The sequence below is a fragment of the Acrocarpospora sp. B8E8 genome (genome assembly GCF_039871605.1).
In the GTDB taxonomy this organism is placed as follows: Bacteria; Actinomycetota; Actinomycetes; order Streptosporangiales; family Streptosporangiaceae; genus Acrocarpospora; species Acrocarpospora macrocephala.
The window spans coordinates 1-21,960 of the sequence record NZ_JBDPLV010000120.1 but is presented as its reverse complement, the minus strand read 5'-3'; the positions used below and the strand labels follow the sequence as shown (position 1 = coordinate 21,960).

Below are 21,960 nucleotides of genomic sequence, written 5' to 3'. Positions count from 1 at the left end.
ACCCAGCTCATCGACCACGTGCTGGCCTGGTCGCGGTTCCGGATGGTTCACCAGACCCGGGCGCTGATCAGCCACTACCGGCGACGCGGCGACCCGCTTCCTACTCATCTACGGATGTAGTACCAGGAGGTCTACGTCGTCGCCCATGATGGCGTCGACGCCGAGCGCCAGCGAGATCCGTACCGCGTCCTCGTCGTTGGTGCTCCAGGCCCAGATCGCGATGCCCGCGTCGTGCAGGGTGTCGACGAGGTGGGGGCTGATGAGCTCCCAGCGGTGCTGGATGACCGGAGCGCCCAGGGCGAGCGCCTGCCGTACGGTCTCGGCGGGGGTTTGCGTGCCGTGTTCGGGCAGGCGTTCGGGGGCGAGCAGGAGCGCGGGGACGGCGGCTTTGGCCGCCGCGAGCGCGCCGTGGTCGAAGGAGGAGACGAACGCCCAGCCGAGCGCGTCGTTGTCGGCGACCAGCCGGGCCAGCCGTTCGGCCACCCGGGTGACGTCCTCGGTGGTGTCGCCCTTGGCCTCCAGGCAGAGCGCGATACCCTCCGCGCGGGCCAGATCGAGGAGATCCTGGGCGCGCAGCAGCCGCAGGCCCGCGAAGGCGGGGCCGAACCAGCTGCCGGCGTCCAGTTCGGAGAGTTCCGCCCAGGTCAGGTCGGTGAGCGGGCCGGTTCCGTCGGTGGTCCTGTCGATCGTGGTGTCGTGCATCAGGACGAGTTCGCCGTCGCGGCTGAGCAGCGCGTCGGCCTCGATCATCTCGGCGCCCTTGGCGATGGCGGCGCGCAGGGACGGCATCGTGTGCTCGGGGATGTGGGCGCACTGGCCCCGATGCCCGACCACAAGCGGGCGATCCGCGCGCAGCCAGGGGCCGCTCACAGAGTTGACCATCCAGGTACTCCCGCTTCTCGGCGCATTGACTGGTCAGCTACCGGGCGATGGGCGTGAGCCGTACGTCACTGAGGGAGGCGGTCCAGCACCTGGAGCTGGACGGCCTGCTGATCCGGCGGCATGGCTACGGAACCTTCGTCCGCAGTTCTCCCCTGCTTCAGGGCGGCCTGAACGTCAACCAGAGCGCCGGCACGCTGATCCGCGCGCACGGCTTCGTCTGCGGCCCCGAGACTGTGTGATGACCTGATGACCGGCGCCCTCATCCTGATCGTCATCGGCATTAACGTCACCTGGCTTCAGGGCTTCCGGAGGCTCAGGGGCTTGCGGCGAACGCTTCCGTGAGCCGGGCGGCCACGTAGTCGCGCGCCTCTCCCGCCTGGTCGAAGAAGCCTGGCAGCCCGAAGAAGCCGTGCAGGCTGCCCGGATAGCACCGGTATTCGACCGGGATACCCGAGCCGCGCAACGCGTCAGCGTAGGCGGCCCCCTCGTCGCACAGCGGATCACATTCAGCGGTCACGACGGTCGCTGCCGCCAGACCTGACATATCCGACAACTTCAAGGGAGCCAGCCTCGGGTCGGATGCATCCACCCCATCGGCATATTTCCGGATAAACCACGCCATCTCGGCGGCACCTAGCCCGAAGCCGGAGGCGTACGCGCCATAACTCGGCGTGTCCATGGCGACATCGACGACCGGATAGACCAGCACTTGATGGGCAAGCGCGAACCCCGCGTCCCTGGCCTGCCAGGCCACCACCGCCGCCAGATTCCCACCCGCACTGTCCCCGATCACAGCAACCTTCGACGCGTCCGCCCCATAATGCTCCGGCCGCTTGAAGACATCCGCCAGCACTCCCCAGGAATCCTCGACCGCCGCCGGAAACACATGCTCAGGAGCCAGCCGATAGTCCACGGAAACAACCACAGCCCCAGTACGAACGGCCAGGTCCCGCGCCAGCGAATCATTACGCTGCACACTCCCGTAGACCCACCCACCCCCATGAAAATAAACAACCACCGGCAACGCCTCATCCCCACCCAGATACCGATAGATCCGGACAGGAACCCCCGCCACCAGCTCATCCCGCACGACCGCCAACTCCGCAGGCACCCCCCGCTGCTCGGCCATCACGTCCATCACCCGCAACTGCCTGATCTCAGCGTCAGTGATCGTCTCCAGATCGACGCTCACGTCATTGGGAAACAACTTCAGATAGGCGACAGCCTGGGGATGCAAAGCCATAGCGGCACACTAACCCAACCCCAACCGATCTTGAATCCATCCCCCACGCACACGCTGGGTCATCACCGCTCCCCAAGACTTGCCATCGGCCCGAGGCCCGTTCCCGGCAGGATGGCCGGGTGCAGGCGGCGGGGCAGGGATCGGGCCACGTCACGAGCGGAACGCAACAGGGCGGAGACCTGGTCGTAGGTCATCGGTCCCCGGCCGCAGACGGCGCTCTCTCACCTGCTTGTCTTCAATTCCGGGTACTCCTGACATTGACAGGGCGGCATGATGGAATTGATCCATGTCCACGCAGGGTTTACATCCCTCCCGATCCGAGGTGCAACGAGAGGTAACGAGCCATGGCCGGCAGCGGCGGCAACGCCCGTATGTTCTTGGCGCGAGAATTGCGGAGTGCCCGGGATGCGAAGGGAATGTCTCGTGCGGCGCTGGCTGGCAGGCCTTATGTGAGCGAGAGCCTGATCAAACTGTGGGAATCCGGACGCCGTGTCCCCACGACGGATGACATGGAGAAGCTGGACGACCTATTCGGCAAGAATGGCACGCTAGTCAGGTTCCGCGAGAACTTCGTCAAGGCAGCGGTCCCCCTGGAATGGTTTGGCCGCTGGTTGGAGATCGAGAGCCGCGCTACGTCTCTGTGGACGTTTCAGCCCATCGTTCTCCCAGGTCTGCTCCAAACGGAGAACTACGCACGAGCAATTCTGCGCGGGGCCGAGCACGACGCCGACCTGGAGGAGATGGTCGCCGCGCGAATAGATCGGCAACGCATCCTGACCAAGGAGGTCGGATCACCGACGTTCGTAGCGCTCGTAGCGGAGAGCGCGCTCCGGAACAACGTCGGCGGTCCGAAGGTCATGATCGATCAGCTACAACATTTCATAGAGGTGGCGGAAGAAGAAAACAACAAGATCATCATCTAGGTCATTCCGGCTTCTGCTCGGGTATGCGCCCGGTTCAATGCCCCATTTGTTCTTGCTGCATTCGATGGTGGCGAAGTCGCGTATCTGGGCAACGCCTTGAGAAGCGATGTGGTCGAAGACGCCGAGGATCTGGTCCGGCGACGTCGCTTGTTCGATGTCTACCGGGCAGAAGCGCTGCGTCAAGACGAGTCCATAGCATTTATTGCAAGGGTGGTAGAAGAATGGAAGAACCAACTCTGACGGCGTGGCGGAAGTCGTCATACAGCGATTCGACCGGTGGGGACTGTGTTGAGGTTGCGCGCTATGCCCGCGGGTTCGCTGTTCGAGACAGCAAGAATCCGCAGGGCGGGCACCTCTACTTCACTCCGGCCGAATGGGTTGCCTTCCTCAAGGGGGTCAAGTCTGGAGAGTTCGACGACATGCCTTGACGTCCAAAGTCCTATACCGCTTCCGCCCCGTCGTCTTCCGCCTCGATACGTTCGAAGATGTCAGCGTCAGTCTCCTTCTGCCATTCGGGCAGATCATCCCAGTCAGCCACATATGAGGGCTTCGGGTCGTCAATGTGCTTGTAGATCTGGGCGATCCAGCACAGCGCGACAAAACGGCCTTTTTGAGCGCGGGTGAGTTTAGTAGTGGTTCCACCGCTGACCGTGATGAAATCACGCACTTGCCCGTACACAGCCGCAGCTGCTTGACGCTCCCAGTCCGGGGTGTCCTGCCAAGGAGTGACGTATCCCGGTTTTGGCTCCCCAGGAAAGTGCTTACGCACTCCAGCGATCCACGCCTCCCGGAAGATCCGGCCCTGCTCGTCGGTCACAGTCTGCACCATTACTCCTTCACACTTAGGCATCAAGCACGACTACGTCGATGCGGTCAATGAATTCTCTGACGCGTTTATCGGCGGCGAATCGGGTAATCCGATCCGTAGCGACAGGAGTTTACGGCCGACATATCCTGCAGACTTGGTGTGCTCGGCGACTTCGGCTGTGGCGTAACCGTGTCGCAGAGCATGGTCCAGGTCGCCTTAGGATTCGAGTTTGGCAAGGCGTTCAGCCGCCAATCTCTTTATCCGCTTCGTTCTTCCCGAATTTGCCAACTCATCGAGAACGTCGGCGCTCTCACTCCGCCGAGCAAGCCGTAGTTGGAGCCAATCCGATCGCTCCTGAAGAGCTTGCAAAGCATTCTCCGAAACAGCGCCCTGCAAAATTGACTCCAGTTCGAGTTTGTCAAGGCGTTCAGCCGCCAATCTCTTTATCCGCTTCGTTCTTCCCGAATTTGCCAACTCATCGAGAACGTCGGCGCTCTCACTCCGCCGAGCAAGCCGTAGTTGGAGCCAATCCGATCGCTCCTGAAGAGCCTGCAAAGCATTCTCCGAAACAGCGCCTTGCAAAATCGATTCCAGCATCCCGATATCAAAGGATCGGGCGCTCGCATACTGGTGGCTTTCACTAGTCCGCAGCCTGTCTACCCAGGCATGGCGTTCAACCTCCGGCACTTGCTCCAGCACATGTAGAACCACAGTGAGCGCCAGCGCGTCATCCTCCTCCCAGCCAATTACCTGGTAAAGTACATCTCTAAGATCAGCCCTTTCACTATTTATCACCCGCTGGTACAGGTGCCATCTGTGATGCTCGTCCCTAAAGTCGACAATCTCTTCCCCTGCCAGATCCGCAAGGGATCGTATAACCTCCTCAAATTCCCCCATCTTAACAGTTATTCCTCCTGAATTCCGCCATCTTCTTCTTAAGACTCGAACGAATCAGACTCTTATATTCGGCAACAATCTTCTGCTGCTCCGGAGTTAGCACCACACCCCGATTGACAGGCTTTCCGTTCTGCCCGATCTGAATATCGTATCCCTTTCCCTTGAGGTGGCCATGTGCAGGTACATGATCATTAGCGTAGATCTGGAACACGTACTTCCCTGAGCGGAAAATGGTTCCGGAGATCGGAGCCTGGTCCGCGTTGTGAACGAGGACATCAGCGCTGCCAACAGCCACATAGTAGGTGTGATTGTTGGCGACCGTAAGATTATACACACGCTGATCTGCGGCTGCCCACTTGGTGATAGCAGCGACCACGACAGGGGCTCCGGCAGCGCCCTGTAACCACATGCCAGGGCGGATTTGGTCGGCGTTGAACCAGCGGACTTGCCCAGTAATCCAGAAAGGGTGATGGTCGGTGGCGATGATGACGCCTATGCCGCCACCATTGGGGCCATCGGTGTCGACGGTGATCCGAACAAGGTTTTTGTCGCCATCATCGACTCTCAAGGCGAGGACAGGCTGGGCTTCAGATTCACCGGTTACCGGATCTGTCGCTATTAGCTGATCGCCGATCTTGATCTCTTCGATCGGCATATGGGTGCCGTCAGCCATTAACACTTGGGTGCCGGGGACGAAACTGTTGGGAATTCGGCATGCTTTAGCAGCTGCGTTTGCGGAATTACGTGCTTCTCGCGCCTGTGCCCCCGCCTTCAGCCAACCTTTGAACTTGTCTACCGCACTGGAGATCGCCGAGGCTAACTTCTTGCCAAGTTCATAAGCTTTCTTCCATTTCCAGGGGAGACCGTACTTGACTGCGAGCTTCCCTGCGAGTCCGCCCGCGAACGATGCGAGAACGTTCAGCGCAGTGCTGCCGCATGCCCCGAGATCTCCCGTTGTCAGGCACTTGAGGGCGTCCTTGAGTCCGAGTTCCTCGGCGGCGATGTCGCCGATGTACTTCAGCGTGTTCAGGAACTCCTGCCAGGCCGCGTTCTCGGCGGTTTCCGCGTTCTCCGCCTTGGCCTGGGCGCATTTGAGCTTGCCGAATTTCTTGACGCAGACGTCGTAGTTGACGGCCGCGCAGGTGCTGGCGCTGGTGCACCCGCTGCTACCACCGCCCCCATCGTTCGCCAGGCCGGTCGGGTCGGAAGAGCCGATCGGGTTGTTGCCGGCGTAGGCGAACGGGTTGGCCCATTGGGGGCGCCTCAAGTCCAGCAAGGGGTCGGTAGAGATGAACTTCCCGAGGCTGGGGTCGTAGTAGCGGGCCGACAAATAGGTCAGCCCTGTCGACTCATCCTCGACCTTGCCGAGGAAGCCGCGGTCGGTGAAGGGAAGGTCGTCGCTTCCGCGCCGTTCACCGAACGGCAGGTACCGTTCACGGCTGACGGTTCCGCTCACGTCGTCGACCGCGAGTTGCGCGCTCCCGTGAAGCCCGGACATCAGCCACTTCAATCCGTCTTCCGAGGAGCGCAGGGCCACGGTCGCCCCGTCGGGAGAGGTGTAGTAGCGGGTCGCGGTGATCTCGTCACCGGTCACCTGGACTTCCATTGAGCCGAGGTAGAGCGTGACCTTTCCGCCGGGGTCACGTCTGATCAGGCGCTCCCCGTCGGCGTCGTACACCATCGAGGTGTCGGTCCCGTTGACCGTGGCGTTGATGAGCTGGCCTTGGGTGTCCCATTCGAAGGTGCCGTCAGTGCGGCTGGTGAGTTGGCCGACCTCGTCGTATCCGTAGGCGTCCGTGCCGCCGGGCCGGGTCACCGTGCGGACCGCATTGGGCAGGTCTCCCCCCGCCTGCGGGTAGACGTAGGTCGACGGCTCGGCGTTCTTGGTCAGGGCGGTGATGTTGCCGACGCCGTCGTAGGCGTAGCTCGCGCTGTAGGGGTCGATGCCGAGGCCGTCAGGCGCGGCCGCGCAGGAGGAACCAGTGGTCGTGTAGGCGGAGGCCAGGCGGTGCAGGCCGTCGTAAGTGAAACACTCCGACTGGCCGACCGTCGACCCCTGGATGGCCGACGCGGCGTCCAGGACCCGGGTGATCTCGCCTGAGGGATCGTAGGAGAACCGGTCGTCCTGGGCGATGCCCGGCGTTCCGGTGTCGGCGTCCGTGGTCAGTCGGGTCAGCCAGCCGGTACCGGTGTCCCAGGTCATGGCTCGTTTGATCTTCCCGGTTGGGCCGTACTCCCGCTCGGAGAGGAAGCCCGTCGAGGAGTAGGCCGTCGACTTCACATAGGTGAAGCCGCCGCCCAGGTCGGAGGTCAACCCTTCTGCGAGGCCGAGACTCGTGTAGGTCGAGGTGACCGTCTCCTCCACCAGCCCGCCGACGGCGGGCATGGTGTAAGTGCCGATCTGGCCGGACGAGGTGAAAGACGTCTCGAAATCGTAGGTGCCGCCGAGCAGTCCTTCGGCGTTCGGGATGGTGAGGGATGATCCGGTCGCCCGGCCCATGACGTCATAGGAGGTGACCGCGTCGACGTATGGATTTCCGTTGACGAAGCGGGTGGCGGAGGTCAGTTCACCGGCCTGAACCGTGTCGTAGACCCACTCGGCGATCTTGGTGCCGCTCACCGGTTCGCCCGACCACATTGAGGTCTGGCGGCCGATGTCGTCGTACACATACGAGGTCTTCTGGTTCTTGGCGTCAATCGACCAGATCAGCCGCCCGGCGGCGTCGTAGCCCGAGGTGGAGTCGCCAGCGTCCGGGTCGGTGCTGGCGATACGCCGCCCCATTAGGTCGTACGTGAACGTCCGGGTGTTGCCGTTGGCATCCGTCTGCTTGGTCATGTTGCCGAGCAGGTCGTATTCATACGTCGTCGTGTAGAACTGCGGCGCGAGGACGGTGCCGGTCTGCCAGGAGGTCCACTCCGACACCGCGGCACCCCGGACCGCACGGGTGCGCCACCGGATCTTCCAGCCGTCCTGCAGGGTTCCGGCCGGTACGGTCACCGCCGCCTCCCTGCCAGAGGTCATCCCACTGACGCTGCCCGACCAGATCAGCCCGGTCCCCTGGCCGGGCGCGGAGGGATCGTGCTCGACCTGGAACTCACCGCCGACCTGCCCCTGCGTCGCGGAGAAGGTCGCGATCAGCGCGGGTGTAAGCGACCGCAGGTCGGCAGGCTGGCTGCGCGGCCCGGCGACCGCCGGGATCGACGTCCCATCCGTCACCGTCAGGGACTGCCAGGCCGACCACGCCGACGTTCCCGCACCGCTCGTCACGGCCCGGACCCGCCAGCGAACCTTCCAGCCCTCGGTCATCGCGGGCACGGTGACGGTGGCCGTCTCCCCCGAGGCGACGTTGCCGGCGGCCCCGGTCCAGATCTGCCCGGTGCCCTGTGTGGGAACCGAGGGGTCGTGCTCGACCTCGAACTCCGCGCTGACCAGCCCACCGTCGGGGTCGAAGACCTTCGCGCTGAGCTCGGGCGTCAGCGACTCGGTCGCCGACAGGTCGCTCACCGAAGGGTCGGGACGGTCGATGCGCACGTCCTGCCACGCTGACCAGTCCGACGCGACCGTTCCGGCCAGGGCGCGGGCCCGCCAGCGGATGTTCCAGCCGTCCTGGAGTTCCCCGGCGGGGACCACGACGGACGCCTGCGAGCCCGCCGGGGTGTCCTCGTCGGCCCCGGCCCAGACCTGCTGGCCGTCGTGCTCGATCTCGAACTCGGTCCGCAGACTCCCCCCTGCGGGGTCGGTGACCTGGGCCTTCAGGGTGGGCGTGACGCTGGTCGCGACCCGTACCCCTTCGACGACCTCCGACGGGTGATCTCCAGAGCTCCCACGGCAGGGTCCGGGTCGATCGGGCCGAGTTGGACTCTGACGGTCTGCCACTCCGACCAGGCCGACGCGGCCGACGTGGCGACCGTCACCGCGCGGGCCCGCCACCGGATGGTCCACCCGTCGGTCAGCTCCCCGGACGGCACCCCCACCGAGGCGACCTGCCCTGAGGCAACGGCCGCGGAGGGCCCGGTCCAGATCTGCTGGCCGTCGTGCTCGATCTCGAATTCGGCTTTGACCTGGCCATTTCCGGGTTCGGACACGGTCGCGCGCAGGTTGGGAGTGAGGGTCGGCGTGAGGGTTTCCGTACCGGACACCACTGAGGGGTCGGTCTGGAGTGACCCGATCGACGGGTCCGGTGTGTCGACGGTGAAGTCCTGCCAGGGCGACCACGCCGAGGCGATGTTGCCGTTCGGGTTCACCGCACGCACGCGCCAGCGCGCCGGGACCCCGTCGATCAGCTCACCGCTCGGCACCGTGATCTGCGCCTGCCCGCCGGAGGCGACCGTGGGCACGTTGCCGGTCCAGGCCGAGGTTCCGTTCGGCTGCTCGACCTCGAATTCGGCCCGCAGTGCCGCCCCACCGGGATCGGTCACGGTAGCTGTGAGCTGCGGCGTCACCGTGGACGTGACGGTCTGCCCCTCGACGACGGTGGAAGGGGTCAGCTGAAGAGCGCTGACCGACGGTTTCGGCATGTCGACAGTGAAAGTCTGCCAGGAGCTCCATGCGGACGCGGTGTCGCCGCGCACCGCGCGGGCCCGCCAGCGCACCTCCCAGCTGTCTTCCAGTTCGCCCGCCGGGATCTGCGCCGTCGCGTTGGTGCCGGCGGTGACGTTGTCCCTGCTGCCGGTCCATACCTGCTGGCCGTCGTGCTCGACCTGGAATTCGGCCCGCAAGGCCTGCCCGCCCGGCTCGGCCACCCGCGCCGACAACGTCGGCGTCAGCGAGGTCACCGTCGTCACCCCGTTCGCCGTCGAGGACGGCGTCACCTGCGTCTGATCCGCTGTCGGGGTACGGTCCGGGGCCGGGCTGCCCGCCGCCAGCGCCGTGATCTCGGCAGCGGTCAGCACCTTCTGATAAGCCCGCACATCGTCGATCTGCCCGTGCCAGGCATCCACCAAGGAGCCGTTGCCCTTGGCCCGGCCGATCTGCGTGGCCCCCCGGGCATCCCAGCTGATCGGGAAGGTGAGCTCTCCGGACAAGACCCCGTCGACATACAGCCGCAGCCTGCCCAGGCTCGCGTCGTACACACCGGTCAGGTGGGTCCAGGTGTTGACCTTCGCCACCTGACTCGACAACGCGCGGTCGGTGCCACTGCCCGAGGTGTCGGAGGCGAAGGACAGCAGCCGCCATTTCTGGTCACCAGGACCGAAGGCGATCTTGAAAGCGCTGTTGACGTTACCGTCCTGACTGATCACCGCCATGTCCCGATCCAGCCGGGACGGCCGTACCCACGCCGACACCGTGAAACCCTGATTGGTGTGCAGCACCGGACCGCTCGCCGCGGCCGACGCGCCCGCCGTCGACATCGACTGGCCCAGCAGACCCGGCGCCCAGCCCGCCGCCGCCTGCAACGTCGCGCCGAACCCGTTCCCGGAGGTGTCCGCGGCGGCGGTACCACTTCCCTCATCAAGCTTCCAATGCGCCAGCGGCGAAATGACCGGCGCCGGAGCCGCCGCAGGGTTCACGCGCAGGCTCTGCCACGCCGTCCACGCCGAGGATGTGGACTGGCCCGGGTTGACGGCGCGGGCCCGCCAGCGCACCAGCCAGCCGGCCTCGATCTCCCCCGGGGCGACCGTCAACGCCGCCACACCGCCGGTCGCCACCCCGGTCACCGACCCGGCCCAGATCTGGCCGCTGCCCTGAGCGGGTACCGACGGGTCGTGCTCCACCTCGAACTCGCCGGTCAACGGCCCGCCCGCAGAGTCGGCGAGGGTGGCCGACAGCTGCGGCGTCAACGAGGTCGCCGTCACCTGCCCGGACACCGTGGTGAACGGCAGCACCGCAGGGGAGGCCACCGACGGCGCCGACCCGACCGTGTAGGTGACCGACAAGGACGGCTTGTACTGCGCACCGGAGGTCGTCTCGTTGGAGTGGAAGACCCGCTCGTAGGCGGGACGGCCGGACTGCACCTCGTCCACCCCGCGCAGCATGATGCCGTTGTTGGCCGTACCCGACGCCCACGCCTGCGCGAACGGCAGGACGTTCCACGTCATGGCTCCGGGCGCGCCGCAGGTCGCTGAGTCGTTCGCGGTGACCTGGCCGGCCGTGGTGACGGCCGGTTGGGACGACCAGGTCAGCCCGCCCATCGTCCAGGAGCCGGTGACCCGCTGTGCGCGGATGCCGGAGCCGGCGTCGCCGCAGCCGGTGGCGCCGGCTCGGGAGAGGCTCAGGGCGGCGGCGCTCACCGTGGCTCCAGCAAGGGAAGCGGTGTTGAACGTGAGGTAGGCGCGCTCGGTGATCCGGAGGAACGGGGCGAGCGCATAGCTGCCCGCCACCAGTTCCGGGGCCGACTGCGAGTCGGCGCCGGTCCCTCCCACGTCGGCAATCCAGGTGTCGGTGAGTACCGGAAGAGTGGTCGTCGGGTCGACGGTCACCGGATATCTGGTGGCCTCATCGGCCAGGAACACCGGGTCGGGCCGCAGCACGAGCACCTGCCGGCCGCCCTCGTTCACCACCTCCGTCTCGATCTTGCCGGTGCGTCCGCGCTTCCCGCTCGCGTCCCACATGATCGGCGCGGGCGCCGACGCGACGGTCCGCCCGGCCCCGTCGGTCAGCGCCAGCCCGCCCTCACGCGACCTGGCCAACGTCATGCCCTGGGCAACGACCGGCAGCCGGTACTCCACCGGCCCCGACGGCGGCTTCCGCAACACCACGTCAGGCCGGAACCCGGAACTCAACGCCGTCACCACCAGGTCGGCCCCGGACCCCACGCCCCCGCCGGCATCCACGTACGTCGCGACGTTGCCCTTGACCTGCGGCCGGGGCAAGTCAGCGGGCCACTCCAGGGCGAAACGCTCGCCCGCGCTCCCCTCCAGGCGGGCCAGCGTGCCCTTCCCACCGAGGGAGAACTCGACAGTGGCCGCCGCGACCTTGGGTTTGAGCACCCCGCCCGCCTCGATCAGGGTCGTGTCGATACCCGCCCAGCCGCCGTTCGGCTGCCGCACCCGCACCGGGCCGGAGGAGAACTCGGTGGTGAACGAGCCGTCGGAGTTGCGGTAGGTCTGCGAGTCCTCGGTCGTGCGGTCCGCCAGCAGGGTCCGGCCGGAGGACGCCTTCGCGGCGGCCGGTCCCTGGAGCGCGGCCGGAGCCGTGCCCGCCCCGGTCAGCCACTCCTCGATCTTGGTGACCTTGTCCTCGGCGTCGGTGTAGCGGACCGTCTTGCCGCCGACCGGCGGGATCACCTCGGTGCGGTCGCCGAAGTAGTCGGTGGTGGTGCGGCGCATCTCGCTCGATCCGGTCATGTCGGCCGACGCCACGACCCGGCCGACGCCGTCAAAGGTCTGCTTCCTCCACTGGGGCAGCGTCGTCATCGCCGCGTTGAGCAGCCCGCTGCCGGGCTCGGCGGCGTTGTGCGCGGGCCCGCTGCTGGCCGAGGTCAGGCCACGGGAGTCGTAGACGGTCGCGCTGACGACCCGGCCGCCCGCCGGGGATGCGACCTGCGTCTCCCGGGTGCGGCCGAGGCCGTCGTCGTAGGTGTAGGTGGTCACATAGGTGTCGGCCGTCTGAAGTTTCGACACCGCCGTGCGCGCGGGCCCGTTCACCGTGCCGCTCCCGTCGACCGGGATCGTGTACGTCACCGTCGCCGCCGCCGTACCCCCCGATTTCGGCTGGGCCGGAGTCCACAAAGCGATCGTGCGGCCGAGAGGGTCGTAGTCGATGTTGGTGTCGTACCCGGCCTCGTTGCGCATGCCGACCGGCTGGCCGAACTCGGGATTCGCCCAGGTCGTGGTGGTGTGGCCGAGCGGGTTGGTCACCGCGACACCACCGGTAGGCCAGCCGGCCGAGGGAGTGTAGGTCGTGGTGGTCGTCTTGTTCAGCGGGTCGGTGGAGGAGGTCGAGCGGCCGTAACCGTCGTAGGTGACCTTCGTGGCGGTGAAGTCGGTCGCGCTGGTGTAGGCGCGGGTCTCGGTGGCGTTGCCCTTCGTGGGCAGGTTCGCGCCCTCACCGGTGGCGCCGTCGTAGAGGGTGACGGTACGGCCCATGAACGTCCCCGACGCGCAGTCGTCACCCTTGCGGCGCTCCTCGGAGGCCGGGTAGGAGATCATCCAGGCGCCGCTGGCGGTGTTCCTCGCGTACGTGGTCGCGGTGCACGTGTTGTCGGAGGCGACCCCGCGCTCGCCGTAATCGTTGACGCGGATCGGCAGGGCGTCGGGGTTGTAAGTGGTCGCCTTCTCCGTGTAGCGCCAGCCGGAGGAGATCCTCTCCCGGCCGACCTGCCTGGTCTGGTTGACGAAACTCGGGTCGTCGCTGCCGGTGCCGTTGCCGGTGGTGACGATCTGGTACTCATACCGAGCGCCCTCCTCCTCCTGGAACGTCGCCGGGATGGAGCCGTTCATCGTCAGCGCCCGGAGGGTCTGTTCCATGAGCGGTTTTCCGGCCAGCAGGTCCCGGTCGGGGAAGGAGTTGCCCTCGAAGTCGGTGATCTGGGTGTGGCGGGGCGTGTTGTTGGCGGTGCGGTCCTCATACATGCCGCGGAAGAAGGTCGAACTGGTGACGCTGTACCCGGCGGGATCGGTGCCGGTGCCCTTGACCGTGCGCACGGTCGGGTAGCCGCGGAAGCGGGTCCAGCTGTCGCCGAAGGGACCTCCGACCGACGTGTCCAGCGTGGCCAGGGTCCAGGCGGGCTGGCCGACGTACTGGTAGGAGGTCACCAGGTCGGGCGAACCCGCGACCAGGTCCTTCTCCACGATCTTGGTCACCATCCACTTGTTCCACACGCCACCCAGCTCGTGGAAACCGCCGGCCTCGTCGGTGTAGCTGGACTCGTAGGACCAGTAGCAGTCCTGGCCCTCGTCGTCGCGGACAGACTTCGGCGTCTCGGTCCACAGGTCACAACCGGACGGCTGCCCATACGTGACCTCGATCCGCCCCCCCATCTCGTTGGTGACCGCGCTGATCCGGGGGAACTGTGAACGGTTGGAGTCCAGGATGGAGTAGTTCACCCGGTTGTCGAGCAGGACCGAGGCGAACTTCACCGCCGGGAGCGACACCTCGGGCGCGTTTCCGGCCTTACCGGTCTGCTGCACCTTGTCGAGCCAGAGGATCGGGTGCTCGGAGTAGTAGCCGCCGGGGCTGTAGATCCATCGGTGGGTCAGGTCGTAGCGCATCACGTCAGCCCATCCTGAGCCCGTGGCGACCTGGGTGGTGATCGACGACAGCCGGTCGTCCAGGTAGAAGGTCGGCCCGGTCCCCCCGCACAGCGGGATCGGGCCGCAGTCGAGATCGGTGGGCTCGTCGGTGGCCCCGTCGAACTCGCGAGGGCTCGCCTCCAACAGCACCCGGGCGGTCGCCGCCGACCCGGCGACGTTCGTGTTCGACCCGTAGGTCACCGACGACAGGAAGGCGCCCCGGTCGTACTCCTGCAAGCAGTTGTCGAAGTACATCCGGAGCGAGCAGTAGGCAGCGGTGTCCCGCTGGTAGTTGTAGTCGATCACGTTGCCCTTGGCGTCGACCTCCTGGTCGAGCATCCACCGGTAGGGCGCCACGCACACCTGGTCGGTCTCCTGGCCGAGCGGCACGTAGATGTCGTGACAGGGCTCCCCGCTGTCGTCGCCGAAGAACGGCGTCTGCAGGCTCGCGTCCCGCCGGTAGCCCAGCCGGTAGTTGGTGCCGTCCTGCGCAGTGATCCGCCAGTACGGCTGCCCCGACGGAGCCCCCGCCGCGACCTTCTCGATCTTCCAGCCGTAGTCCTCGACGGTCTTCCACTGCCCGCTGTCGGTGTCCTTGACGATCTTCGAGGAGCGTCCGCCCAGCGACAGCGTCAGGTCGACCAGCGAGGTGTTGCCCGGCTCGGTCTCCGACCCCGACTGCCAGCACCGGTCATCGCAGGGCGAAAACGCCTGCTCGATGAAGCCGACCGCCAGGTCCCAGCCGGTCCCGACGACCGACGACTGGTTGTTGGTCTGGCTGCTCAGCCCGTCGACCGTCGTGGAGGAGTACTCCAGCGCCAGCTTCGGCCCTTCCCCCGACAGGGGCGGCGGCACCACGATCGGGTAGGAGTACGAGAACGCGCCACCTGACAGGCCCACCTGCCACGTGCCCGAGGGCTTGAGGTCGGTCACCTCGAACGACCCGCCGCTGGAGCCGTTGGTCGCCGACGCGGTGCTCGCGACCATGAGCACCTCGGCTCCCGTGGCGTCGGCGTCGGCGACGGCGGTGAGTGTTCCTGTCTTGACGTCGTTGACGACGGGTAACTGGGCCCGTTCCTTGGCGACCTTGGCCCGGCAGGTGTCGGTGAGCGGGCTGTCCAGTACGCAGGCGGGCTGCCGGATCAGGGCGAGCCGGTTCGCGTTGGGCCCGCGGAAGGCCGAGTAGTCGACGGTGACGGTGACGGGCGCCTTGATGGTGCCGCCGTCGGTGCGGGTCAGGCGCAGGGCCAGGCCGTACCCGCCGATCCGGTCGGCGACCGTGTGGTCGTAGGTCTGGATACGTACCTTCTGCGGGGCTGTGCCCTTCTTCGTTACAGGGCGCCCGCCGCGCGCGGATTTGAGCACTTCGGGGGGACCGATCCGCACCGGGAGCTCGGCAGCCGCCCGCTTGCCGGTGACGGCGACCTCGGTCACGCCCGGTTTCGGCCAGACCGGTTTGACGGGGCTGGGGACCACCTGGAGGTCTTCGGCCCCCTTGGCCTCAGGGGTGATCGGGACGGGAGTGCCGGTGACCGGGCTCTCCTTCATCGGCTCCGGCAGTTCCGCCGCGGACGCGGCGGTGACCAGGCCGTCCGGTACGCCGATCGTGGAGACGAACACCGACACGACGACCGCAAGCGCAGTTGCGACGACCTTGCCACGCGCTCTGACCACGCGACACCCCCATGCATCACAAACCCCGTCAGATGACAGCGTGATCATTCATGGGACAAGGAGAAGATAAAAGAGCGACATAAAACGACACACGTGATAACAGGCGCACTATGCGTAGTACTCGGACGTCACGGACACTAGACCGGTCCAGAATGTGACGGAACTCATAGTAAGCTCCCGAAATCGGGACGGCACTCCCCCCGAACTCCACTAACGTCCGTGAGTCGTGTTACGCCAAGAGGCCCGCGATGTGTTCATCGGAGCAGGCTATGCCCACGGGGGCTAGAGCGCTCCGAGGTACGACCAGGTGCCCTCATGCCGTACGAAACGGCTGTGCTCGTCCAGGTGGCCCTCGGTGCCCCGGCTGAGGTAGTGGGCGCGGAACCGGACGGTGCCCTCGGTGTGGAAGGGGCCGCCTCCGGTTGTTTCGAGTATCTCCAGGCGTACCCATCGGAGCCCTTCGTCGGGTTCGATGCGTGGTGGCCGCGTCGTCGGATGCCAGCTGCGCAGGAGGTACGCGACGTCGCCGACGCTGAACGCGCTGTACCGCGACCGCATCAGCCTTTCCGCGGTGGGCGCGGCCGCCGCCCCTTGGTGCAGCGGGCCGCAGCACTCCCGGTACGGCATGGGGAGCCCGCACGGGCAGGCGGAAGAGGACGCGGAACGCGCCTGAGGCTGTGCACGACGTCGGGACACGCATGCAATTGTGCATCGGGACCGTCAGCGTCTGCCGTTCGAATCAGAGTTGTTCGTGCAGGCCGTGAGCACCTTCTCCACCTCGTCCGCCGCTGCTGGAGCGCCGCCCGCTGCCACCAGTTCGTCCCGCATCCAGCTCAGCCGCTCGCGTACGCGCCGGTCGGCGGCCACCTCCTCCACCGCCTCCCACAGCGCGGACCCGGTGAGCCCGTTGGCCGGCAGCGCCTGGCCCAAGCCCAGCTCGGCGATGCGGTCGGCGTTGGCCCGCTGCTCGGCCATCTGTGGCACCGCCACCATCGGCACCCCGAAGTGCAGGCTCTCCATCGTGCTGCCCATTCCGGCGTGGGTGACGAACGCGCGTGCGTGGCGCAGCACGGCCAGCTGCGGCACGCTGCCATGCACCTCCACGTTGGGCGGGATCGGGCCGAGGTCGCCCGGGTCCACGCCGCCGACGGCCAGCACGACGTGCCACGGCCGGTCCTCGGCCCCGCGCAGCACCGTACGGTAGAAGTCGGGCCGGTTGTTGTACGCGGTGCCCAGCGAGACCAGCACCACCGGCAGGTCATCGCCGGGCGGCTCCCACCGGCCCTGGTAGGCCCGCTCGGTCAGGCCCGGCCCCACGAACGCGTAGCCGTCGCCGAACGTCTCGCCCGCGTATTGGAATGCCCGCGGCAGCAGCACCAGCCTGATCGCGGCCCGGTCGCCCCGCATGAACGCCTGCACGTTGCCGAACCCCTCCTTACGCAGGAGGCGGCCGAGCCGCACGGCCATGCGCAGGAAGCCGAAACTCAGGGGATTGAAGGTCGTGTACTGCCGATGCATCGACCAGTGCTCGTTGCTGACCAGGTTCGGCCAGATCTCGACGGAGGGGACCTGCCAGCGAGCGGCCAGGATCCGCCCCCACCAGCACATCGGGCCGTCGTGCACGACCAGGTCGGGGCGCTCGCCACCGGCGAGCTGGGCCAGCGCCGACCTGGTCTCGTCCTGCAGCAGGCCCATCGCCCTGATCAGCTCCTTGCCGTGCATCTGCGGCACCGCGCCCTGGTCGAGCGCGTCCCAGGACGAGGTCCAGGGGACGATCTCGGCGCCGGTCTCCGCCACGCGCTCGGCGTTCGCCTCAGTGGTGGCGTACGTGATGCGGTGGCCGCGCTGGACGAGCTCGGCGGCCAGGCCCAGCGTGGGGTTGACGTGGCCTGCTCCGATGGGGGCGAAGAACGATATGGTTGCCATACCGCTGTATTATAATACGCCGGTATGAGAAAGGAGGCATATGCCAAAAAAGGTCGATCACGACGAGCGTCGTAGGCACATCGCAGAGGCGGTGCTGCGGATCGCCGGCCGCGACGGGCTCGACGGCGCCAGGCTGCGTGACGTCGCCGTCGAGGCGGGCATGTCGCTCGGCTCCGTACAGCACTATTTCGCGAGCAAGGACGAGATGCTCCGCTACGTGGTGCACTATTTGGGCGAGCACGTCACCGAGCGGATCGTGGCGGGGATGTGCGCGCCCGACGTGGCGTCGGCGTCGCCGGTGCGTTCGTTCCTGTTGTCGATGGCCTCGGAGATGCTGCCGCTGGACGACCGTCGCCGGGCCGAGCGCCGCGCGGGGCAGGCGTTCACCGCCCTGGCCGTTGGCGTGCCCAAGCTGATGGAGGACCTGGGAGAGGGCGACCGGTGGCTGCGCGAGCGGGTGGCCGAGCTGATCGTCCAGGGGGAGCGGGACGGCGAGCTGCGCGCCGGGCTGGACCCCCGGCTGGAGTCCGTCGTGTTGCTCGCCATGATCGACGGGCTCGGCTCCGACCTGCTCCTGGGCGTACGCGACCCCGAGGAGGTCCTCGCCGCCGTCCGCTACCATCTGGACCGGCTGACCCCCGGCTGACTTATCCGTAGGTTCAGGGTTCGACCACCATCTCACACCTGAGCGATCTCCCACATGGCCTGGGACACGGATAGGTCACCCCTGGCGCACCTTCGGGCGGTTCCGCCGCCGCACGCCCCGGGCGGCCGGATGCGCAGCGGCCGCATGCATACTGGCACGTGAGGCGGGACCCATATGCTCGGGAGCATGGTATTGCCCGCGCAGCGGGCGCTGGTTCCCCTGGACTCGGTGCTTGGACTGCTGGACCTGCTGCTCGATGAGACGGCCGACGAGCAGAGCGCCGTCGCGCCGCTCGCCGAGTCGCTCGACGGTGCCGAGCTGGCCGGCGTGCTGTGGCGGACGCGGCGGGTGCGGGCGGCGGTGGCGCGGTGGCGGCGGCGTGATCAGGAGCTGTCCGCGTTGCTGTCCAGCGCGCGTGAGCTGGCCGAGTTGCGCGATCTGGACGCGCTGCTGGACCGCCTGGTGGCCCGGGCGCATGACCTGGTGGGCACCGACGTGACTTATCTGTCGGAGTTCGACCAGGAGACCGATGAGTTGCGGGTGCGCTCGACGCTGGGCACGTTCGCGCCCGAGTTCCGGCGGCTTCGGGTGCCTCCGGGGAAGGGCCTGGCCGGGAAGGTCGTGTCCACGCGCAGCCCGCAGTGGACGACGAACTATGACCATTATCTCGACGCGCCGCATGACGCGGAGATCGACGAGGCTGTGCGGGCCGAGGGGCTGGTGTCGCTGCTCGGTGTGCCGCTGGTGGCGGGCGACCGCGTGCTGGGGGTGCTGTTCGCGGCCAACCGCGACGAGCACGCGTTCACGCCCGAGGAGATCGCGCTGCTGTCGGCGTTCGCCGACCACGCGGCCGTGGTGTTGCAGACGGTGCACCTGCTGGCGCAGGCCCGCGCGTCGGCCGAGGCGGCGCGGGCGGCCAACGAGGATCTCGCGCGCACCATGGCGGCGAGGGAACGCGCCAGCGCGGTGCATCAGGACCTCACCAACGCGGTGCTGCGCGGGGGTACCGCGCACGAGGTGGCCCGGACTCTGGCCGCCTCGCTGGGGCGGTCGGTGGAGATCTTCGACCGCGATCTGGCCCCGCTCGCCTCGGCGCGGACCGATGCCTCAGGGGAGTCCGTGACCGCGCACGTACGCGCCGCGGTCGAGCGCAGCCGCACCACGGGGCGGTGCGTGTTCCTGGATCCGTCGGATGACGGGGCGGCTGTCGTGGTCGCCGTGGTGGCCGCCGAGACGCTGCTCGGCGCGATCCTCGTCGGCTACGGCGATCTCGCGCTGGGTTCGGTCGAGCGGCGCACGATCGAGCGGGCGGCGCAGATCGTGGCCCTGCTGGCGCTGAAGCGGGAGGCCGTGGCCGAGGCCGAGGAGCGGGTGCGGGGAGAGTTGATCTCCGACATCCTGCTGGGCGACGGGGCGCACCGCGAGGAGCTGATGTTGCGGGCCCGCGCCCGCGGGGTCCGGCTGGAGTCGCTGCGCATGGTCGTCGCGGTGCTGGTGCCGCGGGATCGGCGCAGGGCGGCCGTGCAGGCGCTCGGCACCTGGCGGCCCGGCCTGCTGGCCGGTGAGCACGCGGGCTGTGTGGTCGTGCTGACGGACGCGGCCGACCCCGACAGCGCGGCGACCGAGGTCCGTGAGTGTGTAGGGGCGCCGGTGCTCGTGGTGGCCGACGCGCCCGTCGCCACCTGGGGCGAGCTGGGCGGCCGGTTCGAGCCGCTGCGCCAGTGCGCCGAGCTGCTGCACGGCATGGGCATCCAGGACACGGCCGTCAACGCGGCGGCCTACCAGCCGTACCTGGCCCTGTTCGGCGCCAGGCGCGACGGGATCGTCGCGTTCACCGAGGCGGTGCTCGGGCCGATGCTGCGCTGGGACCGCGATCATTCGACCGACCTGGTGAAGACGTTGCGGGTCTACGTCGACTCGCACGGCAGCCCGGCGCGGGCGGCGCGAGCGCTGAACGTGCACATCAACACGGTCAGCCAGCGCCTGGACAGGATCACCATGCTGCTCGGCCCCGACTGGCGCGAGCCGGAGCCGTTCTTCCGCGTCACTGTGGCCGTACGTATGCACGCCCTCGCGACTGGTCTGTGATCTACGTCGATTCACACATGGCAATGGCTTCAACGGCGTGTGATTCACCCATGGGCGCGGCGTTCAGGTCGGACCTAATCTTCCGCACAAGCCGTTTGCGTTTCGGCTCGATTATCAGCGTGTTTCGGCGGTATGCGGGAGGCATCGTGGGTGTTCACAGCCGGCTGACGGGGTTTCGTGACCTGTCGCCCGGGGAGCGGCGGGCCCTCGCCGCGAAGAGCGCGGGGCTCGATTCCGGCGCGCTCGACGTGCTCGATCCGGCCGCCGGGCTCACCCTGGACCAGGCCGACCACATGATCGAGAACGTCGTCGGGGTGCTCGGGGTGCCGGTGGGCGTGGCCACGAACTTCAGGGTCAACGGATCCGACGTCCTGGTGCCGATGGCGACGGAGGAGCCGTCGGTGGTCGCCGCGGCGAGCAACGCCGCGCGCATCGCCCGCGTCCACGGTGGCTTCGCCACGACGTGCTCGGCGCCGATCATGCAGGCGCAGGTGCAGGTGCTGGGCGCGGCCGATCCCCAGGCGGCGCGGCTGCGGCTGCTGGAGGCGCGCGGCGAGCTCGCCGGGCTGGCGAACGCGCAGGACCCGCGCCTGGTGGAGTTCGGCGGCGGCGTGCGGGACATCACCGTACGGCTCGTGCCGTCGGGCGAGGACGTCTACGTCGTGCTCCACCTCGTGGTCGACGTACGGGACGCGATGGGCGCCAACGCGGTGAACACGATGGCGGAGGCCGTGGCGACCAGGGTGGGTGAGATCGCCGGGGGCCGTACCCTGCTGCGGATCCTGACCAACAAGGCGGACCTGCGCCTGGCCAGGGCCCGCGCCGTCTTCGACGCCGAGGCCCTCGGGGGTTCGCGGGTGGTGCGGGACATCGTGCACGCGGCGGCGCTGGCCGAGGCCGATCCGTACCGGGCGGCGACGCACAACAAGGGCATCATGAACGGCGTCACCGCCGTGGTGCTGGCGACGGGCAACGACACCCGCGCGGTCGAGGCGGGCGCGCACTCCCACGCGGTCGCCCCGGACGGCCGCTACACCTCCCTGTCCCACTTCGAGCGCGACGCCGAGGGCAACCTGTCCGGCTCCCTGGAACTGCCCATGCCGGTCGGCCTGGTCGGCGGGGCCACGAAGGTGCACCCGGTGGCGCGCGCGGCGGTGCGGCTGCTGGGGGTGCGGACCGCGAGCGAGCTGGCCGGCGTCGTCGCCGCGGTCGGGCTCGCGCAGAACCTGGCCGCGCTGCGGGCCCTGGCCACCGAGGGCATCCAGCGCGGACACATGTCACTGCACGCGCGCAACGTGGCGGTGACCGCGGGCGCGAGCCCTGAGGAGATTCCCACGGTGGTCGCGCGCATGCTCGCCGCCAAAGCGGTACGCGCCGACCGTGCCGAGCAGATCCTGGCCGAGCTCCGCGCCGGAGCCGGTGCAGCCGAAGGAGACTGAGCAGTCATGATTTTGGACGTGGGTATCGACGTCGGGGGCACGTTCACCGACGCCGTCGCCATCGCGGACGGCCGCGCCGTACACGGCAAGGCGTTCTCGACGCCGGATGTGACGACCGGGATCCTCGCCGCGCTGAGCATCCTGCGCGAGCAGGTCGGGCTGAGCGAGGCGGAGTTCTATCCGGCGATCGACCGGTTCGTGCTCGGCAACACCATCGTCACCAACGCGGTGGACGAGCAGAAGTACGCCCGGGTGGGGCT

15 protein-coding genes and 1 pseudogene are annotated in these 21,960 nt (G+C 67.7%); 7 read left to right on the top strand and 9 right to left on the bottom strand.

Going from position 1 to position 21,960, the window contains the following annotated elements; genetic code table 11:
• Positions 1-108: 108 nt before the first annotated feature.
• Positions 109-882: a glycerophosphodiester phosphodiesterase family protein gene (locus ABGB08_RS51875; RefSeq protein ID WP_347607097.1), complete on the bottom strand. Its 774-nt coding sequence runs from the start codon at positions 880-882 to the stop codon at positions 109-111.
• Between the two features lie 53 nt (positions 883-935).
• Here ABGB08_RS51875 and ABGB08_RS51870 point away from each other — a divergent pair, with 53 nt between their 5' ends.
• Positions 936-1,121 carry a GntR family transcriptional regulator gene (locus ABGB08_RS51870; protein WP_347607094.1) on the top strand — a complete coding sequence of 62 codons (186 nt, stop codon included), beginning with the start codon at positions 936-938 and terminating at the stop codon, positions 1,119-1,121.
• A gap of 74 nt (positions 1,122-1,195) precedes the next feature.
• Here the strand turns inward: ABGB08_RS51870 and ABGB08_RS51865 are convergent, their stop codons facing one another.
• Positions 1,196-2,125 (bottom strand): alpha/beta hydrolase, encoded by a 930-nt coding sequence (locus ABGB08_RS51865; RefSeq protein ID WP_347607091.1) that lies wholly within the window; start codon positions 2,123-2,125, stop codon positions 1,196-1,198.
• A gap of 62 nt (positions 2,126-2,187) precedes the next feature.
• Entirely contained in the window at positions 2,188-2,319 is a 132-nt protein-coding gene (locus ABGB08_RS51860) for a hypothetical protein (protein ID WP_347607088.1), read from the bottom strand.
• Positions 2,320-2,469: 150 nt separating this feature from the next.
• On the opposite strand from ABGB08_RS51860, the pseudogene ABGB08_RS51855 reads away from it, so the two are divergent.
• A pseudogene (locus ABGB08_RS51855) lies at positions 2,470-3,288 on the top strand (helix-turn-helix transcriptional regulator).
• Positions 3,270-3,476, top strand: coding sequence for a DUF397 domain-containing protein (locus ABGB08_RS51850; protein ID WP_347607085.1), 207 nt, complete (start codon positions 3,270-3,272; stop codon positions 3,474-3,476). Before ABGB08_RS51855 ends, ABGB08_RS51850 begins: the two are co-directional and overlap by 19 nt.
• Before the next feature lie 11 nt (positions 3,477-3,487).
• Here ABGB08_RS51850 and ABGB08_RS51845 read toward each other — a convergent pair whose 3' ends face one another.
• The 6 genes from ABGB08_RS51845 to ABGB08_RS51820 all read right to left on the bottom strand — a co-directional run bounded on the left by ABGB08_RS51845 (position 3,488) and on the right by ABGB08_RS51820 (position 17,527).
• Positions 3,488-3,865 (bottom strand): hypothetical protein, encoded by a 378-nt coding sequence (locus tag ABGB08_RS51845; protein WP_347607082.1) that lies wholly within the window; start codon positions 3,863-3,865, stop codon positions 3,488-3,490.
• A 207-nt stretch (positions 3,866-4,072) separates the two neighbouring features.
• Entirely contained in the window at positions 4,073-4,753 is a 681-nt protein-coding gene (locus tag ABGB08_RS51840; RefSeq protein WP_347607079.1) for a hypothetical protein, read from the bottom strand.
• A 1-nt stretch (position 4,754) separates the two neighbouring features.
• A complete protein-coding gene (locus tag ABGB08_RS51835) occupies positions 4,755-8,285 on the bottom strand; it encodes an RHS repeat-associated core domain-containing protein (protein ID WP_347607076.1) in 3,531 nt (1,176 codons plus the stop codon).
• Between the two features lie 221 nt (positions 8,286-8,506).
• Positions 8,507-15,601 carry a LamG-like jellyroll fold domain-containing protein gene (locus ABGB08_RS51830; protein ID WP_347607074.1) on the bottom strand — a complete coding sequence of 2,365 codons (7,095 nt, stop codon included), beginning with the start codon at positions 15,599-15,601 and terminating at the stop codon, positions 8,507-8,509.
• A 282-nt stretch (positions 15,602-15,883) separates the two neighbouring features.
• Positions 15,884-16,228 (bottom strand): YchJ family metal-binding protein, encoded by a 345-nt coding sequence (locus ABGB08_RS51825; RefSeq protein WP_347607071.1) that lies wholly within the window; start codon positions 16,226-16,228, stop codon positions 15,884-15,886.
• Positions 16,229-16,321: 93 nt separating this feature from the next.
• Positions 16,322-17,527 (bottom strand): macrolide family glycosyltransferase, encoded by a 1,206-nt coding sequence (locus ABGB08_RS51820; protein ID WP_347607068.1) that lies wholly within the window; start codon positions 17,525-17,527, stop codon positions 16,322-16,324.
• Positions 17,528-17,567: 40 nt separating this feature from the next.
• On the opposite strand from ABGB08_RS51820, the gene ABGB08_RS51815 reads away from it, so the two are divergent.
• The 4 genes from ABGB08_RS51815 to ABGB08_RS51800 form a co-directional block, all read left to right on the top strand.
• Positions 17,568-18,173 carry a TetR/AcrR family transcriptional regulator gene (locus ABGB08_RS51815; protein ID WP_347607065.1) on the top strand — a complete coding sequence of 202 codons (606 nt, stop codon included), beginning with the start codon at positions 17,568-17,570 and terminating at the stop codon, positions 18,171-18,173.
• A 186-nt stretch (positions 18,174-18,359) separates the two neighbouring features.
• Positions 18,360-20,261 (top strand): GAF domain-containing protein, encoded by a 1,902-nt coding sequence (locus tag ABGB08_RS51810; RefSeq protein WP_347607062.1) that lies wholly within the window; start codon positions 18,360-18,362, stop codon positions 20,259-20,261.
• A gap of 146 nt (positions 20,262-20,407) precedes the next feature.
• Positions 20,408-21,700: a hydroxymethylglutaryl-CoA reductase, degradative gene (locus tag ABGB08_RS51805; protein WP_347607060.1), complete on the top strand. Its 1,293-nt coding sequence runs from the start codon at positions 20,408-20,410 to the stop codon at positions 21,698-21,700.
• A 6-nt stretch (positions 21,701-21,706) separates the two neighbouring features.
• A partial coding sequence (locus ABGB08_RS51800; protein WP_347607057.1) for a hydantoinase/oxoprolinase N-terminal domain-containing protein occupies positions 21,707-21,960 on the top strand: 254 nt, incomplete at its 3' end.

Bases quoted from the DNA above. Each gene is read 5' to 3' on its own strand.
- ABGB08_RS51840 (WP_347607079.1), bottom strand. From the start codon at position 4,753: ATGGGGGAATTTGAGGAGGTTATACGATCCCTTGCGGATCTGGCAGGG.
- ABGB08_RS51820 (WP_347607068.1), bottom strand. From the start codon at position 17,527: ATGGCAACCATATCGTTCTTCGCCCCCATCGGAGCAGGCCACGTCAAC.
- ABGB08_RS51850 (WP_347607085.1), top strand. From the start codon at position 3,270: ATGGAAGAACCAACTCTGACGGCGTGGCGGAAGTCGTCATACAGCGAT.
- ABGB08_RS51810 (WP_347607062.1), top strand. From the start codon at position 18,360: ATGGTATTGCCCGCGCAGCGGGCGCTGGTTCCCCTGGACTCGGTGCTT.
- ABGB08_RS51825 (WP_347607071.1), bottom strand. From the start codon at position 16,228: ATGCCGTACCGGGAGTGCTGCGGCCCGCTGCACCAAGGGGCGGCGGCC.
- ABGB08_RS51875 (WP_347607097.1), bottom strand. From the start codon at position 882: ATGGTCAACTCTGTGAGCGGCCCCTGGCTGCGCGCGGATCGCCCGCTT.
- ABGB08_RS51865 (WP_347607091.1), bottom strand. From the start codon at position 2,125: ATGGCTTTGCATCCCCAGGCTGTCGCCTATCTGAAGTTGTTTCCCAAT.
- ABGB08_RS51860 (WP_347607088.1), bottom strand. From the start codon at position 2,319: ATGACCTACGACCAGGTCTCCGCCCTGTTGCGTTCCGCTCGTGACGTG.
- ABGB08_RS51815 (WP_347607065.1), top strand. From the start codon at position 17,568: ATGCCAAAAAAGGTCGATCACGACGAGCGTCGTAGGCACATCGCAGAG.